Genomic DNA, 16,712 nt, shown 5'->3' with positions numbered 1-16,712 from the left:
TCTCGGCATAAATGCGTTTCCTAATCACAATATGCTTTTGTACCTTGATGAAAATATAGTTTCCAATCTTTTTAATAAAAAACCCATATTGAACTTCTAACACTTTTAGAATTAGAAGTTTTATCTAATAGAATATATTTACATAACTTAGTTTGAGTAGATAAATCAACAACAACAAAATCCTCAATTTCATAAATATTAGAATCTAAATCAGTATTACAAAAATCTCCTTTTTTAAACTTCTTACCTGATTGACCAAATTCTTCAAAATCAGGATGAAGAATTTCTAAAAAATTTCCGTTCTTACGATTTTCGGAATCCAAATGAAAATATTCATATTCAATCATAAACAGACACCCTTTGGTTCTGTTGCAAAGTAAAAAATATAGCTAACCACTAATTTATCATGTCAGTGTTCGCTTAACTTGCTAGCATGATGCTAATTTCGTGGCATGGCGAAAATCCGTAGATCTGAAGAGACCTGCGGTTCTTTTTATATAGAGCGTAAATACATTCAATACCTTTTAAAGTATTCTTTGCTGTATTGATACTTTGATACCTTGTCTTTCTTACTTTAATATGACGGTGATCTTGCTCAATGAGGTTATTCAGATATTTCGATGTACAATGACAGTCAGGTTTAAGTTTAAAAGCTTTAATTACTTTAGCCATTGCTACCTTCGTTGAAGGTGCCTGATCTGTAATTACCTTTTGAGGTTTACCAAATTGTTTAATGAGACGTTTGATAAACGCATATGCTGAATGATTATCTCGTTGCTTACGCAACCAAATATCTAATGTATGTCCCTCTGCATCAATGGCACGATATAAATAGCTCCATTTTCCTTTTATTTTGATGTACGTCTCATCAATACGCCATTTGTAATAAGCTTTTTTATGCTTTTTCTTCCAAATTCGATATAAAATTGGGGCATATTCTTGAACCCAACGGTAGACCGTTGAATGATGAACGTTTACACCACGTTCCCTTAATATTTCAGATATATCACGATAACTCAATGCATATCTTAGATAGTAGCCAACGGCTACAGTGATAACATCCTTGTTAAATTGTTTATATCTGAAATAGTTCATACAGAAGACTCCTTTTTGTTAAAATTATACTATAAATTCAACTTTGCAACAGAACCATATAATTGATGTTGATAATATAAAAGTAAAAACTTTAAATTTCTTCTTCATATTCTCATCTCCAATCTAATATTTTTATTCAACACTGAAAATACACGTAGATATTTTTAAAAAAAACACCCCACAAAAATGTGAGATGCTAATTGTATTTTCCGAAAAATAAGATATTACATATAACTATTAATATCTTATTTCATGCATATACCTATGAGTTTTCTTCTCATCTTTGGATATATCATTTAACAAACCTTTATTATCTTTTAATAAGTTTTTATGTTCTTTTAACTTTGTGTCATCTTTTTTAGATTTATCTTCAATAATGTCATTTTTAAGGTCATGTATTTGTTTCTTAACCATTTGTCCTTCGTGTGTTTTATTATCAGCAACTGGTTTTTCATATTTCACATCAAAAAACACTTGATTTCCTAGATCTTTCTTTAAGTCAGATTTAACATTTTTATCGTCTTCGTGTTTGTAAGACCATAAAATATAATTATCTGAATAATGACTAACTTTGCCCTTATCTGTTACATCAACTAATTTGTTATTTTCTTTCTTATAAATTCTCATTGATGTTGGCTTTACGAGTTTATTATTTTTTTGCAAGGGTCTCATTGTAATTGTATACCCTTTTTGATTTTTTTCGATTTTATCAATATTCACTTCATTTTTTCTTTCCCAAGATAGTTTTTCAAGTTTCTTTTGCTCATCACTTTTGGCTTGTACTTCTGAATCTTTGAAAATAAAAAAGCTGAATATCATACTGAATATTAAAACAAAAGCAACAATTGTAGATGCTTTAATAGAATTATATCTATTCAATAATTTTGCCATGTAATAATCTCCTTTACTAATCAATTAAATATTTTATTAAGATAAAATATTATATCCATTAACTCCTATACCTATATACTAATAAACTTTAATTATATAGGTAACGTTAAATTAGTCTTCTTTTTTCCAAACATTATCATCTTCATCTTTTAATTTATCTCCATTTACTTTAAATTTTATATCCTCATCATTTTCTAGTTTTACAGAAAATGTATCTTTTTCAACGTTTTTAACTTCCCCCTCAACCATCAATCCCATCGATTTTATCTCTGCATCATCATCTTCTATTCTTAGCGTCATTTTTGTACCATCTTCTTTATATGACCATTTACCTTGTGCTTTGTCTTGAGCATTACCACAAGCAGCTAGTGTGAAGCCTAATACAATAACTAACGATAATAACAATACTTTTTTCATAATATCCTCCTTGATTTAATAATTATTTATATCTACAATATATTCTTTATAGTATATAAAACTTTAAAAACGGAGGAATCAAAATGGAGAAGGTCAAAAATTTTTTCAACAAATTTAAATGGTACATACTAGCTGGACTCGTTCTTTTAATTATTATTATTGTTGTCATTACGCTTTTGGTAAAAAATCACAAAGTGAGTGTTGAAGATGATGTAAAAGTTAATTTTGAAGGTTATAATAAATCGGGTACAGCAGAAATTACAGATGACTCATACGATAAAGTAATGAATAAGCTTACAGTACGAGCATTAAAACAATCAGGTTTTAAGAATAAAGAAGTAATAGAAAAAATAAAAAATAATAATGACGAAGATATAGATATTGATGATTTCAATTATGATCAACAAAAAAAATAGAACATGCCAAAAAAATTATGGAACATGTAGATTTTGATATATATAATGATAATAATCTAAAAAATGGTGATAAAGCTAAAGTTAAATTAGAAATTGACAAAGGATCTTCTAAAGATTACCAACTAAAAGCTAAAGAGTTTACTAAAGAATTTAAAGCCCATGGGTTGAAGGAACCTAAGACTTTAACTGCAAAAAGTTTAATTAAAGCTTTAAACCCAAAATTCACAGGTGTTAATGGTTCAGGTTCTCTTAATTTAATAGATAAAGATATACCTAAATCATTAAAAGAATTATCAATTTCAGATTATGAGTTCACTGTACCTGATAATGGGAACTTAAAAAATGGTGATTCAGTTAAAGTAACAATACCTCAAGATTTAATAGATGATATTAACAAAAATGGTTCTAATGTATTTAAAGGTAAAAACACTGATGAAATTGAAGTAGATGGTTTGGATGACTTAAACAAACTAGATAATCTCGATGATATTGTTGAAAGAAACAATAAGTTAGCAAAAGAGGGACATAAAAATACTAAATACACTAAATATCAAAATGAACCTCTAGATAACTATTATAAAGTTAATTATGAAACTTCTAATGATGACTATTTTGATTCCAGTGATGAAAATTCTACAGAAAAAGTTTCACCGTCTTCTGACGTTGATCCTGCATATATAACTTTAGTAACTACTTATAAAGTGACACAAACTTTCGATGATGAAGATTCAGACATTAATTACACATATGAAGGATATCAAGATTACACTTTAGAAGACAATAGACTTGTAAAATCATCTGCAACAGATAAAGTAGGTAATTCAGTATCTAAAGATAAATTAAGTGAACTAAATGATGAACTACAATCTGAGGAATATTCAAAAATCCAATAACAACTTGATATAAAAATGGTCTAATAATTTAAATTAATATTATTAGACCATTTTTAATTGATATAGCCACTCAAAACATCTTATGTATAGTTATAAATACAAGAAGAATAAATAGCTCAATCACATTGTTCGTTTGCTACAGCATGAATATAGAGGTCGAACTAAAGATTCTGACCTATATTCACGCTAAAAATTCCCTCAAAAGCAATATAACTAATTTTAATTATTCTTTATTCTTGAGGTAAATGAATAAAATTGGTCGTATAAGCAATTGAATGTTTAGGAATGAGCGTACGTTTCTCTAATTCATTATCTTTTGGATCTTTGATGCCATCGCTTTTCACTAATAATATTTCGTAAGTATATTCTTTAACAATGTACCCCGTAAATGATTCTCCATTATTCAAAACGATTTTTACTTTTTTATTATTAAAAAACATATATGGTTGTTTTGGATAATCATAGTCTTTGTAATGTTTTAGTCTCGCTTTTTGTTTATTATTCATCATTTTATTCCCCTTTGTATTAATAATTTAATAGTTTTCTCTCTATACTTAGAATACCAATAATTTCCCTTTCTTGGCTATATTACTAGCAGCTACAATATCATTATTTTGATGCCTGAATCCACATTTTGTACATTTAAACTTATTTTTATTAGTTCTGTTGTACTGATTTCTATTATGGCATATTGGACATTCAATAGACGTGAAACTTTCATCAACGATCAGTATTTCGTCATTTTCATTTTTTCGCTGCTTAATCGCAAAATAAGTCAAGTCAAATACCAAACTAGGAAAAGATAAATGGCTTGAACCATGATCACCTAATGCAAAGACGGTTTGAAAACGATTGGACGTTTGTTCTAACATTTCGTTAACTACTTGATTGATATGGCTTTTAAGTCCTGTTTTCAGTTTAGAATAAGCTTCGCTATTATCATATTGCTTATTAGCAATACGTCTCTCGTATTTTCTAAAAAGATGGAAGAGCGTGTTATGTTTATCGACAAAAACAAAAGATCGATCTATATTTGACGCTGTTAAATAATGGTATTTACCTAAATCGATACCAATAATATGAGCTTTTTCTTGTTTTATATAATCGTTAATCGCTTTGATATGCTTATATTTACAGTTTTCTAGCTTTTCTGGAAAACGTCTATAATAGCTTAAATACCAATTCGGAACTTGAATGACCCTCATATCCTCTTTTGTCATGTGAGGTAAAAAACTTTTAACTAACGAAAAATTCATCGCCTATCATCCCCCCCTTTTTTCTTGTATTTTATGTTTTAAATACGTTGAGTGGACTGTTTTCAAAGTTTTTTCTACGCATATTCGTTGAGTGCATTTCTTCTAATTCGGACAAAATAGAGCGCATTAAATATCCTTGCATGGCTTCAACAGTTTCTTGTTTTTTAACCATTGTGCCTTTGAATCTTTTAAGTACCATAAATAATTCATCATCCATATCTTCCAACATATACACTTCACCATACAAATCATTAAACGAACGCTTAGCTTTTAGTATAACTGATTTAATGATTTGTATTTCTTTAGCACTAAAGTTATTCATGTATCTCTTTGTGTCTTCGGGCATTTCCTGAAGTTCTAAATGTTTTAAAGCTTCTTCATCGGATTGTTGTTGTAAATGATCTGTATGATTTGGATGATTAGGTTTTGTATCTTCTATATTTGCTCCTCTTATATCATTCGTATCATTCATATCACTAGAATCAATATCACTAATATCAGTGTCATTAAGTTCAGTATCATTAGTGTCCGATTTTGGGATTTCTAGAGGTTCTATTTTGGGATTTCTTGAAATCCGATTTTGGGATTTCTTGAAATCCGATTTTGGGACGTCATTGTTATGACAAGGTTCACAGGTTGTTTCTTCTTGATTTTTAATTTCATAAATATCATCTTTAGTAATTGATGGATTCTTCAAATATAATTTATTTGGTTTACCTTGCCCACATCTAATTTGATCTAATAGACCAGATTCACTTAGTTCTTTTTTTATTTTCCCTAATTTAGTGTTGTGAACATTTAAAATACCTTTCAATTTTTCATTTGTGAAAATGAAAAATATATCGCCATTATCATCAAACCAATTGTTTTTTATTGATAATTCTAATCTGTCTTTTAACAAAGCATACGCAATTTTTGCATCATTACTTAATTGCATATATTTCTCATTAGTAAAAAACACTTTTGGGAGTTGATAAAATTTTTCTCTATATTGTTGTTGGATATTAAATCTTTCTTCAGTCATAATAAAAAACCTCTTTCCATATTTTGATTTGGTAAGAGGTAATAAAACGCTTTTATATATATTTGTGTTTATTTACTAGTTTCAATACTTGCACTAAGTAATCATTCATTATATAATACAGGTATCAAAACATTATAGATAAATAAACGAGCGCAAATCGTTTTATTACCAAACATTTAAGGGCAACTACTAGCAATAGTTGCTCTTTTTATTTTGTTATAAATTAATATTAACACTTATATACCTATAGAAACAATTTATTTTGTAACTTTTTATGAGTAACATGTTACATGTAACAAACAACACAAAGAATATATAAGAATGAATTAAGAACAATGAGATTATGTAGGAGGGTTATTTTGAATATAATAACAGTTGGAAATTTTAAAGGTGGCGTAGGTAAAACTACAGTATCTACATTACTTTCTTATATTGCATCTGAAAACTATAACAAAAAGGTTCTTTTAATAGATTTTGATCCTCAAGGTAACGCTACTCAAATTATGAAAAGAACTTATCCAGAATTTAAAGAGGAATCACTTTCATTCATAAATATGCTAAAAAGTGGAAATATAGATGAAAGTATCATTAGATTAACTTCTAATTTATCATTATTGCCCGCTGATTCGTCTTTGGCTAATTTATCCGATATTATTTCAAAAACAGACATTTTGAAAAAAAGATATATTTTAAAAAATGTGGTAGAAAAAATTGAAAAAATTTATGATTTCGATTATGTATTTATAGATGTGCCACCTACTATAAATTCAGATTTTACTAATAATGCTGTTTACGCAAGTAATTATATTTTAATGGTATTTCAAACACAACAATCAGCTTATGAGAGCAGTCTTTCTTTTGTTAATTTTCTAAGAGATAGAAAAAAAGAGTCAGATTTACCATTTGAATTAGTTGGTGCAGTTCCAGTATTAATAAAAAAAAATGGACGAGTAGATAAACAAATATTAGAGATGTCTAAATCTGCGTTTTCTGAAGCATTATTTGAACACCAAATATATCAAAGAGAAAGAATAAAAAAGTTCGCTGCTGATGGGATAAAAGATAAAGATATGCATGATAAAAAAGTCATACATATGTTCAACAAAGTATATGAAGAATTAGTTAGTAGAATTAAATTAATTGAGGAGGAATGAAATGTATGGCTGGATTTTTAGATAATATAGATACTTCGGAAGTGAAATACACAGAGAATTATAGACCTATATCTAAAAGTACAACAATGAGAGTAGATACTGATATTAAGAAAAGGCTAAACCAAATGGCGTTAGATAAAGATACGTCTATAAAATCAATAATTGATAAAGTTTTAGAAGAATTTTTAGAAAATAATAAGTATTAAAAAGTTAATTTATAGTAACTTTTCAAATAAAGAAAATGCTAAAATGCGTCACTATACTAGTGACGCATTTTTTGTAACTTCTGATAATCATCGATTATGTAAATTTAGGTTTAATTTAGATAAATTAAAGGTATTAATAAAATAAAGCTCCCCCATATAACTTTTTAATTACACACTTACTACAGTTAGAAATATTTCTAACTGTAGTTTTAAATTTAGATATGCGTATAAGATGATGTGATTAAATATATGATTCATATATTTAAAATCAGAAATGATAGTCTTGAGACTTGCATAAGTCTAAAAATAACTTTTTATGCAATCAAAGTTGTATTCATATTTACTATAAAACAGGAGAGAGTATAAATGGATATATTAATTAATTTAAGAAAAAGACATGAGCTAACACTTAAACAACTTAAAGATGAATTAAATAAAATTTCTGACTTATCATTTGATGAAAAAAGATTATGGCAATTTGAAAAGGGAGAAAAAACTCCTACAGAAATAGAAGCAGAAGTGTTAGGACATTATTTTAATTTGCCTTATGAAGAATTTATATATTTTAATTAAATATTAATATTATATAAAGATAATAAATTTATTATGTGGCTCAATAGGATATACACTACCAGCCACCCTTGGTATAAAAATTGCAGATAAACATCGTAGAAATGTGTTATTAATCGGTGAAGGTGCATTACAATTAACTGTACAAGCCTTATCAACAATTATTAGTGAACATTTAATTCCTGTTATATTTATCATTAACAATGATGGTTATAAAATTGATCGTAAGATTCATGGTAAAACAGCACTTTATAATGATGTTAAAACAAATAACGTCACAACTAGTTCAGAGTTAAAAAGGTATTAAATGAAATTAATGATACGCCAAATAAAATGCATTTTATTGAAGTTCACATGGATGTAAATGATGCACCAGAAAAATTAAATAAAGTAGCTCAAGCTTTTTCAAATCAAAATAGTTAACAGTTGAAAAATTTAATAAGTATTACCATATAAGTTATACTAAAGTAACAATAAGATAACTAAGCCACAAGAAGTTTTAAAACAAAGGAGAGATTCAAATGACAGTAGATATTAAAAATTATTTGGATGAGAATTATGGTTTGTTTATAAACGGAGAATTTGTGAAAGGGCATAGTGATGAAACACTAGAAGTTAAAAATCCAGCGACAGGAGAAACATTATCACATATTACCAAAGCTAATGAAAAAGATGTAGATACAGCTGTAGCAGCAGCTCAAGAGGCATTTGAGTCATGGAGTTTAACATCTAAAACAGAACGTGCTAATTTATTAAGACAAATTAGTAATAAAATGATGGAAAATAAAGAAAAAATTGCAACAATCGAAACCTTAAATAATGGTAAACCAATCCGTGAAACCTCAGGTATTGACATACCATACGCTGCAAGACATTTTAATTATTTTGCAAGTGTTATCGAAACACATGAAGGTTCAGTCAATGATATAGATAAAGATACAATGAGCATCATTCGCCACGAACCAATTGGTGTCGTAGGGGCAGTTGTAGCTTGGAACTTCCCGATGTTATTAGCATCTTGGAAGATAGCACCAGCAATTGCAGCAGGTAATACAATTGTTATTCAACCTTCTTCCTCAACACCCTTAAGTTTATTGGAAGTTGCTAAAATTTTCCAAGAAATTTTACCTAAAGGTGTAGTCAATGTAGTAACAGGTAAAGGTTCAGAATCAGGGAATGCTATTTTTAATCATGAAGGTGTTAACAAGCTTTCGTTTACAGGCTCAACAAATGTGGGATATCAAGTTGCTGAAGCCGGTGCAAAACGTATTGTACCAGCTACTTTAGAACTTGGCGGTAAAAGTGCCAATATTATCTTAGATGATGCTAATTTAGATTTAGCAGTTGAAGGTATACAACTTGGAATTTTATTTAACCAAGGGGAAGTTTGTAGTGCTGGATCTCGTCTGCTGGTTCAGGAAGGTATATATGATAAATTAATTTCACGTCTAAAAGAGGCCTTTTCAAATATTAAAATAGGCGATCCATTGGATGAAAACACACAAATGGGTAGTCAAACAAGCCAAGAACAGATGGAAAAAATCCAATCTTATATCACTTATGCAGAACAATCTAATGCTGAAATTCTTACAGGGGGTAAACGTATTACTAACGATGGTTTAGATAGTGGTTACTTCCTAGAACCAACATTAATCGCTGTTAAAGATAACGCTGATAAATTAGCTCAAGAAGAAATTTTTGGTCCTGTTTTAACAATTATAAAAGTAAAAGATGACGAAGAAGCAATTAAAATTGCTAATGATTCTGAGTATGGTTTAGCAGGAGGCGTATTCTCTCAAGATATTACACGTGCGTTGAATATTGCGAAAGCTGTAAAAACAGGTCGCATTTGGATTAACACATATAACCAAGTACCAGAAGGCGCGCCGTTTGGTGGTTATAAAAAATCAGGTATTGGCCGAGAAACATATAAAGAAGCCTTAAGTAATTATCAACAAGTTAAAAATATATTTATTGATACAAGTAATGAACTAAAAGGATTGTATTAATAAATTTGATTTTAACGCTCCAATCAAATAACCAGAGGGATTCTTTTAATTTGACTTTAGGTGAGCCTAACATTATATTTAGGATATGGTAATCAAAACATATTTAATATTTATTGTATTAAAGAACTTTGGATGAGTTACTTTAATACTTTTCTCCTAATTAATAACGTTTTGCAGGAAAGCTATATCAAACATTCTTTTATGTGTTTTTGAAAGAATTTAAAGATTGTAATAAAAAAGCACTGATTTAATCTCTAATTAAATCAGTGCTTTTTATTATTAGAATTTCTTTTGTTGAAATACGAGAAAATAATCGTTGTTGTTTACAATATTTTAATTAAAATATTTCATAGTTAATCATCCTTTTAAACTTGTTTTTAAATGTTTAGACAAACGCTGAATAAATTGTCGAAAACATTATTTTCTATCAATTCCACTTATTTGTTTACTTCAGATGTACCTAATTTCAAACAACATCTTATTAGACACTAACTCAATTTCTCTCCCTAATTCGAATACAACTATTAAATAATTCCTTTGCACATTAGTAATCATAATTCTACCTATAGTAGTGATTCTTAAAAGCAGAAATAGCTAGATAAACCACCAAATGTTCATTTGACTAAACTTTATTTTTAGGATAACCTAAATATATCACTGGAGAAGTTGAAGAAAGAAGGGAATATATTGTTAGAAGTGAAAAATTTGTCAGTAATATATGATAATCAAACACAAGCTTTAAAAGATGTTTCTTTACAAATTATAGAGGGGCAAATTGTTGGGATTATTGGACCAAACGGAGCTGGTAAGTCAACTTTGATTAAGGCGATGATTAACTTAATATCGCATAAAGGACAAGCATTTTTAAATGATCAACCAATACATAAACAACTTAAAAATCTTTCATATGTCGAACAAAAGAGTAATATAGATACAACGTTTCCTATCAAAGTTTTAGATTGTGTCATTTTAGGTATTTATCCTAAATTAAAACCATGGCAGTTACCTGGAAAAAAAGAAAAAGAAATGGCAGTGAAAGCACTTAACAAAGTGGATATGTTGGGATATGAAAATCGACAAATAGGGGAGCTATCTGGGGGGCAATTCCAACGTGTTCTAATTGCTAGAACATTAGTTCAGAAAACAGATTTGATATTACTTGATGAACCTTTTGTTGGCATCGATATTACAAGTGAAAATATCATTGTTGATTTATTAAAAGAACTAGCTAAGTTTGGAAAAACAATTTTAATTGTTCATCATGATTTATCCAAAGTAAGTAAATATTTCGATAGCCTTATTCTTTTAAATAAACATTTAATCGATTTTGGTTCTGTAGAAAATGTGTTTACGGGAGATAACTTAGCACAAGCCTTTGGCACAAATATTTTGATCCCTTCTGAAAGTGGGGGTAAAAATGATTAGTCAATTTATACATGAGCTATTTCAGTTTAGTTTTCTTCAAAGAGCACTTGTAACTTCTGTTGTCATCGGAATCATCTGCGGCGTTATTGGTTGTTTCATCGTATTAAGAAGTTTGGCGCTAATGGGAGATGCTATCTCACATGCGGTTCTACCTGGTGTAGCTATTTCTTATATGATGGGCATTAATTTTTTCTACGGTGCGGTAATCTTTGGGATTATGGCAGCTTTAGGAATCGGTTTCGTTAACCAAAACAGTAAAATCAAAAGTGATTCAGCGATAGGCATTGTGTTTTCTGCCTTTCTAGCTTTAGGGGTTTTACTTGTTACGAAAGCGCAATCCTCCATAGATTTAACGGAGATTTTATTTGGTAATGTACTGACAGTTAAAGAACAAGATCGAACATTAACATTTATTGTCGCTGCGATTGTCTTAATTATTGTAGTGATCTTTTATAAAGAATTTTTATTATCAACGTTTGATCCAACCATGGCTGCAGCTTCAGGTTTACCAACAAAATTCATCCACTACACAATCATGGTGTTATTAACGTTAGTAACTGTTGCCTCATTACAAACCGTCGGTGTTATTTTAGTTGTTTCTTTATTGATTACGCCAGCTTCAACAGCTTATTTACTGACTAAAAGACTATCAACCATGATTCTTTTATCAGCGTTGATAGGCGCTATTTCATCTGTTATTGGGTTGTTCTTTAGTTTTACACTTAACTTACCTTCAGGTGTGGTTATTGTATTAGTTATTACAGCTATATTTATTATCACATTCTTCTTAGCACCTAGAAGTGGGCTATTGTGGAGAATAATTAAATATTAACTTAGGAGGATTTTTATAATGAAAAAAATGATATTATTTTTATTCACTATTACACTTTCTGTTGTTTTAGCAGCTTGTAGTAATGGAGATAAAGACGGGGATTCAGGTAAAGAATTAGAATCAGTAGATAAAGATAAAATCAAAGTGGTCACAAGTTTTTCTATGATTGATGATATGGTTAAAGAAATTGGCGGAGAGCACGTTGAAGTTAAAAATTTAGTGCCTACAGGCACTGACCCGCATGATTACGATCCTAAACCAGATGACGTTAAACATATCTCGAGTGCCGATTTGGTTTTCTATAATGGGTTGAATTTAGAAGGCGGCAGTAAAGGTTGGTTATTTAAAGCTTTAGAGTCTTCTGATTTTTCAAAAGAAAATGCGATAAAAACATCAGAAGGTGTTAAACCTAAATACATTAAAGATGAAGATGGCAAAAAAGAAGTGAACCCCCATGCATTTATTGATCCGAATGTAGGAGAAAAAATGGTTAAAAATATCACGAAATCTTTATCTGAAAGAAATCCAAAAAATAAAGATTATTATAAAGAAAATGAAAAAGCATATTTAAAAAAATTACATAACATCGAAGATGATTATGAAAAACAATTAGGCGATATTCCTAAGAAAGATCGTGTTTTTGTAGCGAGTGAACAAGCTTTCCAATATTTAACAGATCAGTATGACCTAAAAGAAGGTTATATTTGGGCGATAGATACGGATGAAAATGGTTCTCCAGAACAAATCAAAGACTTAGTGAAATTCATTGATAAAAATGAACCATCTCATTTATTTGTAGAATCAAACGTAGATAAGCGTCCAATGGAAACCGTATCTAAAGAAAGTGGCGTATCAATTTACAAGAAACCAATTTACTCTGATGAAATTAGTAAAAAAGGTGGTGTAGCTGATACTTATCTTAAATATTTAGAGTATAATTTAGATGTTTTAACCAATGGTTTAGAAAAGTAAAAATTTTAAAAAAGCAGAGCTATGTCTTTATAGACAATAGTTCTGCTTTTTATCATTTATAAAAAAATATATTTTAAATTTTACGAAATAGTATAATGTTACTAATATTTTCAATCCTCAAATGAGAATGAATATCCTTTGATAACGGTATTTAAATTAGATTAAAAGGGATCTATATTATATTGTAATTTAGATTTATTATAATTTGTTGGGGAGGCTTTATATGTTTAGAAAGTATAAACAACATGCTGCACTAATCAATACTATAATATGTGCATTTTTAATTTTAGTAGGAATTATTTTAAACTCATTAGATTTATTTACTTATTCTATCAAAATTTATTTATTAGCTTTTATCATTGGAGGATTCTTAAGTGCAAAAGAAGGGTTGAATGAATTAATTAAAGACAAACATTTCAATGTTGATTTATTAATGATTTTAGCTGCAATTGGTGCGTCAGTAATTGGTTATTGGATGGAAGCAGCTTTGTTGATATTTATATTCTCCTTAGCTGAAACAATGGAAAAGATGGCTGAAGAAAAAACAAAAAATACAATAACTGAACTTTTAAAAATCACACCAGATCTCGCTAGACACATAAGTACAGATGGAACAATTGATATTATTTCCACACAAGAGTTGGAAATAGGTATGTTTGTTCAAGTGCCAAAGGGAGAAACTATTCCTATAGATGGTGAATTAACTTCTGAATATGCTGTCGTTAATGAATCGGCTATAACTGGAGAATCTATTTCTATTGAAAAAAAGAGCAAGGAAAATTTAATCGGAGGGACTCTCAACGAAGGTGAAACTTTTGAGATGCAAGTTACAAAAAATATCGATAATACATTGTTTTCAAAAATAATTCGACTTGTCGATGAAGCTCAATCTTCTCCTTCACATACTGCAAGTTTTATAGAAAATATAGAAAGTATTTATGTCAAAACAATACTTCTTAGTGTGCCATTATTTATCTTATTGACTCCATTTATATTGAACTGGAGTTGGGAACAAGCTTTTTATAGGGGCATGGTTTTATTAACTGTTGCATCGCCATGTGCACTGATTGCAAGCGCTACCCCCGCAACATTATCTGCAATCAGTCGTGCTACAAGACGAAATATGCTATTTAAAAGCGGAAATGCAATAGATGTACTCAATCAAGTTAAAGCAATAATATTTGATAAAACAGGAACACTAACAATAGGACAGCCTACTGTTCAGGAATCATTTTATATGTCTAATGTCGAACAAAAAGAATTAAAAAAAATATTAAAATCAGCAGAAAACGAAGCAACACACCCTATAGCTCAAGCACTTGTAAAACATTTAAATGACGTTGACATAATACCTCTTGATTATGTAAATAATATCACAGGAAAAGGATTACAAGTTTATTATAATAATCATGAATGGCGCATTGGTAAATTGGAATTTGTCACAAACAGGGTATTGGATTTAGATATACAACAAAAAATAAATAGCATTCCCCCAGTTTCAACACAAGTCTATGTCTCTAAAGATAATAAGTTAGAAGCTTATTTTTCACTATCAGATCAAATTAAAGATGATACTATAGATGCTATTTCTAAGTTGAATAAAATGAATATACACACAATTATGGTTACAGGGGATAATTTTCAAACAGCAAATGAAATTGCAAGAACTATTGGAATTAAAGAAGTTTATGCAAATAAACTTCCTCAAGAAAAAGCGGAAATTGCAAAAAAAATTAAAAATGAATATGAAACTATAGCTGTGGTTGGAGATGGGATTAATGATGCGCCAGCTCTTGCAATTGCCGATGTCGGATTTTCAATGGGAAATGGTACAGATATTTCAATGGAAACTTCAGACGCAATTCTTATGCAAAATGATTTAATTCAAATCCCTTTTTCAATAAGCCTATCATTAAAGTTAAAAAAAATTGTTAAAGAAAATATTATTTTTTCATTAAGCATTATAGTAATATTGATTTTCACCAATATTCTTCAATTAATTAATTTACCTCTTGGTGTTATAGGACATGAAGGCAGCACGATTCTTGTAATTATAAATAGTTTAAGACTCTTATATTTTAAAGATGATTTTAAGAACTTTAGTTAAAGAATTAAATAGTATAACAATCATTATTAAGAAAGAATTTGATTTTGAAATGATTAATTGTCTTTTTTCAAAAAGGTCTATTTTATAAATATATATAGATATATTTTCAATCTTAAAATCTATTAATAATTGAAATAGCATAGAGCTTCCTTCTCTCTTTCAACTTAAAAAGACTAATAGTATGAAATACTAATAAAGTAGCGTTGTACGATATCTAATTACCAGCCACCCTCAAAAGAGTTTCTATAATTAGGAGTTGGAGAGGATTGCCGACGATATTGATGTCTCATAGGCCAAGCCGTCCAACCTTGGCTACCTTATCCATAAAACCTATTAAAAATAGACTAAGCAGAAATGACTGGTTAATCTTATAATACGAACAGGTCAATTCATTAGAAAATAGAGTTTTTATTAAATTACCACTTTAAGAATTTAGTGTTGTTCGTAAGGGACTCCTTAATATCATTATCTAATAAAGTGTCAATTTTGAAAGGTTTTTGTAAGGAAAATCGATGTTGCTTTTTTATTTTCTTTATTATAATTGAATTATAGTTAATTAGAGAGGATTGTTTTTATGAAAAAATTACTTGTTGTAAGTGTAGGATTTGCCATATGCTTATTAACTGCGTGTTCGCCACAGACATTGCAAACAATTGGTTCAACTAAATATTATGTAAAAATTGTTGATGATGGTGAGAAATATAAAGAATCAGGTTATTCCAGATATAAATATAATATGACGGGTTTTGATGAAAATGGAGAGTTAAAAAGACTCTCTTTTACAGCTGAAAACCAAGTTGAAAAAGAGTCTTATTTAAAAGTTTATTACAAGAAAGATGAAGTGATTACCTATGAAGAGGTAGATGCTGATAACGTCCCTAAAAAGGCACAGGAGTTATTGGAAAGGAAGGGAACTAAAAGTTCTCTTTAACAAAAGACCTAATCTCTGACTATATCAAACTAATATTATTAGATAAAGCTAGTAATATTAGTTCAAAAACACTTCGTTATTAAGATGGAATTTGATTATGAAATGATTAAGAGACACCTTTTTCAAGGCACTGAACCCTTAAGATGGGAATTTAATAAAAACACTATTTTCTAAGCTGCTGATTTCCTGAATTCTATAGGAGCTAAGTAGCCTAGTTTTTGTTGAATTCTAACTTTATTATAGTTTTCAATGTAATTTTCGACAATATCTATTACAATGTTATTAGAGCTCTTGAGCTCTTTGTTTAAGTAGAATGTTTCAGACTTTAGTGAGGAATGAAAACATTCGATCGGGGCATTATCGGCTGGCGTTCCCTTACGGGACATGCTTCTGGTAATGCCTTTTTCTTTGCACAATTCATAATATTCATACGACGTATAAACACTACCTTGATAACTATGAAGAATACAACTATCTGGAATTTCTAATTGGTTTGTTATTAAGACACATTTTG

The 16,712-nt window shown here is 29.1% G+C and carries 19 protein-coding genes and 1 pseudogene; 12 read left to right on the top strand and 8 right to left on the bottom strand.

Annotated features, from left to right (window positions below; translation table 11 throughout):
• Window positions 1–71: 71 nt before the first annotated feature.
• The 4 genes from ACP3TL_RS14700 to ACP3TL_RS14685 all read right to left on the bottom strand — a co-directional run bounded on the left by ACP3TL_RS14700 (window position 72) and on the right by ACP3TL_RS14685 (window position 2,403).
• A complete protein-coding gene (locus ACP3TL_RS14700; RefSeq protein ID WP_426433222.1) occupies window positions 72–347 on the bottom strand; it encodes a hypothetical protein in 276 nt (91 codons plus the stop codon).
• Between the two features lie 73 nt (window positions 348–420).
• Window positions 421–1,095, bottom strand: coding sequence for an IS6-like element IS257 family transposase (locus ACP3TL_RS14695; RefSeq protein WP_001105999.1), 675 nt, complete (start codon window positions 1,093–1,095; stop codon window positions 421–423).
• Between the two features lie 237 nt (window positions 1,096–1,332).
• On the bottom strand, window positions 1,333–1,986 hold the full coding sequence (locus ACP3TL_RS14690; protein WP_070039650.1) for a hypothetical protein: 654 nt from the start codon (window positions 1,984–1,986) through the stop codon (window positions 1,333–1,335).
• A gap of 111 nt (window positions 1,987–2,097) precedes the next feature.
• Window positions 2,098–2,403, bottom strand: a complete 306-nt coding sequence (locus ACP3TL_RS14685; protein WP_285327007.1) for a hypothetical protein — start codon at window positions 2,401–2,403, stop codon at window positions 2,098–2,100.
• Between the two features lie 83 nt (window positions 2,404–2,486).
• Here ACP3TL_RS14685 and ACP3TL_RS14680 point away from each other — a divergent pair, with 83 nt between their 5' ends.
• Together ACP3TL_RS14680 and ACP3TL_RS14675 are read left to right on the top strand one after the other, a co-directional pair.
• Window positions 2,487–2,819 carry a hypothetical protein gene (locus ACP3TL_RS14680; RefSeq protein WP_285336885.1) on the top strand — a complete coding sequence of 111 codons (333 nt, stop codon included), beginning with the start codon at window positions 2,487–2,489 and terminating at the stop codon, window positions 2,817–2,819.
• Between the two features lie 17 nt (window positions 2,820–2,836).
• Window positions 2,837–3,712, top strand: coding sequence for a hypothetical protein (locus ACP3TL_RS14675; protein ID WP_285336883.1), 876 nt, complete (start codon window positions 2,837–2,839; stop codon window positions 3,710–3,712).
• A gap of 230 nt (window positions 3,713–3,942) precedes the next feature.
• Here ACP3TL_RS14675 and ACP3TL_RS14670 read toward each other — a convergent pair whose 3' ends face one another.
• Genes ACP3TL_RS14670 through ACP3TL_RS14660 form a run of 3 tightly spaced genes read right to left on the bottom strand, consistent with a single transcriptional unit; the run spans window position 3,943 to window position 5,992 of the window.
• Entirely contained in the window at window positions 3,943–4,218 is a 276-nt protein-coding gene (locus ACP3TL_RS14670; protein ID WP_261660304.1) for a hypothetical protein, read from the bottom strand.
• 48 nt (window positions 4,219–4,266) lie between these two features.
• Window positions 4,267–4,968, bottom strand: a complete 702-nt coding sequence (locus tag ACP3TL_RS14665; protein ID WP_095312480.1) for a zinc ribbon domain-containing protein — start codon at window positions 4,966–4,968, stop codon at window positions 4,267–4,269.
• A gap of 31 nt (window positions 4,969–4,999) precedes the next feature.
• Window positions 5,000–5,992 (bottom strand): replication initiator protein A, encoded by a 993-nt coding sequence (locus ACP3TL_RS14660; protein WP_285336881.1) that lies wholly within the window; start codon window positions 5,990–5,992, stop codon window positions 5,000–5,002.
• A 359-nt stretch (window positions 5,993–6,351) separates the two neighbouring features.
• On the opposite strand from ACP3TL_RS14660, the gene ACP3TL_RS14655 reads away from it, so the two are divergent.
• The 10 genes from ACP3TL_RS14655 (at window position 6,352) to ACP3TL_RS14610 (ending at window position 16,198) form a co-directional block, all read left to right on the top strand.
• Window positions 6,352–7,146, top strand: a complete 795-nt coding sequence (locus tag ACP3TL_RS14655; protein WP_002448023.1) for a ParA family protein — start codon at window positions 6,352–6,354, stop codon at window positions 7,144–7,146.
• A gap of 5 nt (window positions 7,147–7,151) precedes the next feature.
• On the top strand, window positions 7,152–7,352 hold the full coding sequence (locus tag ACP3TL_RS14650; protein WP_002448025.1) for a hypothetical protein: 201 nt from the start codon (window positions 7,152–7,154) through the stop codon (window positions 7,350–7,352).
• Window positions 7,353–7,718: 366 nt separating this feature from the next.
• Entirely contained in the window at window positions 7,719–7,925 is a 207-nt protein-coding gene (locus ACP3TL_RS14645; protein ID WP_002508708.1) for a helix-turn-helix domain-containing protein, read from the top strand.
• A 13-nt stretch (window positions 7,926–7,938) separates the two neighbouring features.
• On the top strand, window positions 7,939–8,229 hold the full coding sequence (locus ACP3TL_RS14640) for a thiamine pyrophosphate-dependent enzyme (RefSeq protein ID WP_103301782.1): 291 nt from the start codon (window positions 7,939–7,941) through the stop codon (window positions 8,227–8,229).
• A gap of 214 nt (window positions 8,230–8,443) precedes the next feature.
• Window positions 8,444–9,931 (top strand): aldehyde dehydrogenase family protein, encoded by a 1,488-nt coding sequence (locus ACP3TL_RS14635; RefSeq protein ID WP_426433221.1) that lies wholly within the window; start codon window positions 8,444–8,446, stop codon window positions 9,929–9,931.
• Window positions 9,932–10,618: 687 nt separating this feature from the next.
• The gene (locus ACP3TL_RS14630; protein WP_069819183.1) at window positions 10,619–11,356 is read left to right on the top strand and encodes a metal ABC transporter ATP-binding protein; all 738 of its coding nucleotides are present in this window, start codon (window positions 10,619–10,621) and stop codon (window positions 11,354–11,356) included.
• Window positions 11,349–12,188, top strand: a complete 840-nt coding sequence (locus ACP3TL_RS14625; RefSeq protein WP_285327059.1) for a metal ABC transporter permease — start codon at window positions 11,349–11,351, stop codon at window positions 12,186–12,188. The genes ACP3TL_RS14630 and ACP3TL_RS14625 overlap by 8 nt, the downstream gene beginning before the upstream one ends.
• An 18-nt stretch (window positions 12,189–12,206) precedes the next feature.
• Window positions 12,207–13,160 carry a metal ABC transporter substrate-binding protein gene (locus ACP3TL_RS14620; RefSeq protein WP_285327057.1) on the top strand — a complete coding sequence of 318 codons (954 nt, stop codon included), beginning with the start codon at window positions 12,207–12,209 and terminating at the stop codon, window positions 13,158–13,160.
• Window positions 13,161–13,383: 223 nt separating this feature from the next.
• The gene (locus ACP3TL_RS14615; protein WP_069828399.1) at window positions 13,384–15,267 is read left to right on the top strand and encodes a heavy metal translocating P-type ATPase; all 1,884 of its coding nucleotides are present in this window, start codon (window positions 13,384–13,386) and stop codon (window positions 15,265–15,267) included.
• A 574-nt stretch (window positions 15,268–15,841) separates the two neighbouring features.
• Window positions 15,842–16,198, top strand: a complete 357-nt coding sequence (locus tag ACP3TL_RS14610) for a YxeA family protein (RefSeq protein ID WP_069819186.1) — start codon at window positions 15,842–15,844, stop codon at window positions 16,196–16,198.
• A gap of 170 nt (window positions 16,199–16,368) precedes the next feature.
• Here ACP3TL_RS14610 and ACP3TL_RS14605 read toward each other — a convergent pair.
• Window positions 16,369–16,692 (bottom strand): annotated as a pseudogene (locus ACP3TL_RS14605) (integrase core domain-containing protein); the annotation flags it as partial.
• Window positions 16,693–16,712 lie beyond the last annotated feature (20 nt).

It is taken from the genome of Staphylococcus caseorum (genome assembly GCF_049943195.1).
GTDB lineage: Bacteria > Bacillota > Bacilli > Staphylococcales > Staphylococcaceae > Staphylococcus > Staphylococcus equorum_A.
This window is presented reverse-complemented; position numbering and strand designations above follow the sequence as displayed.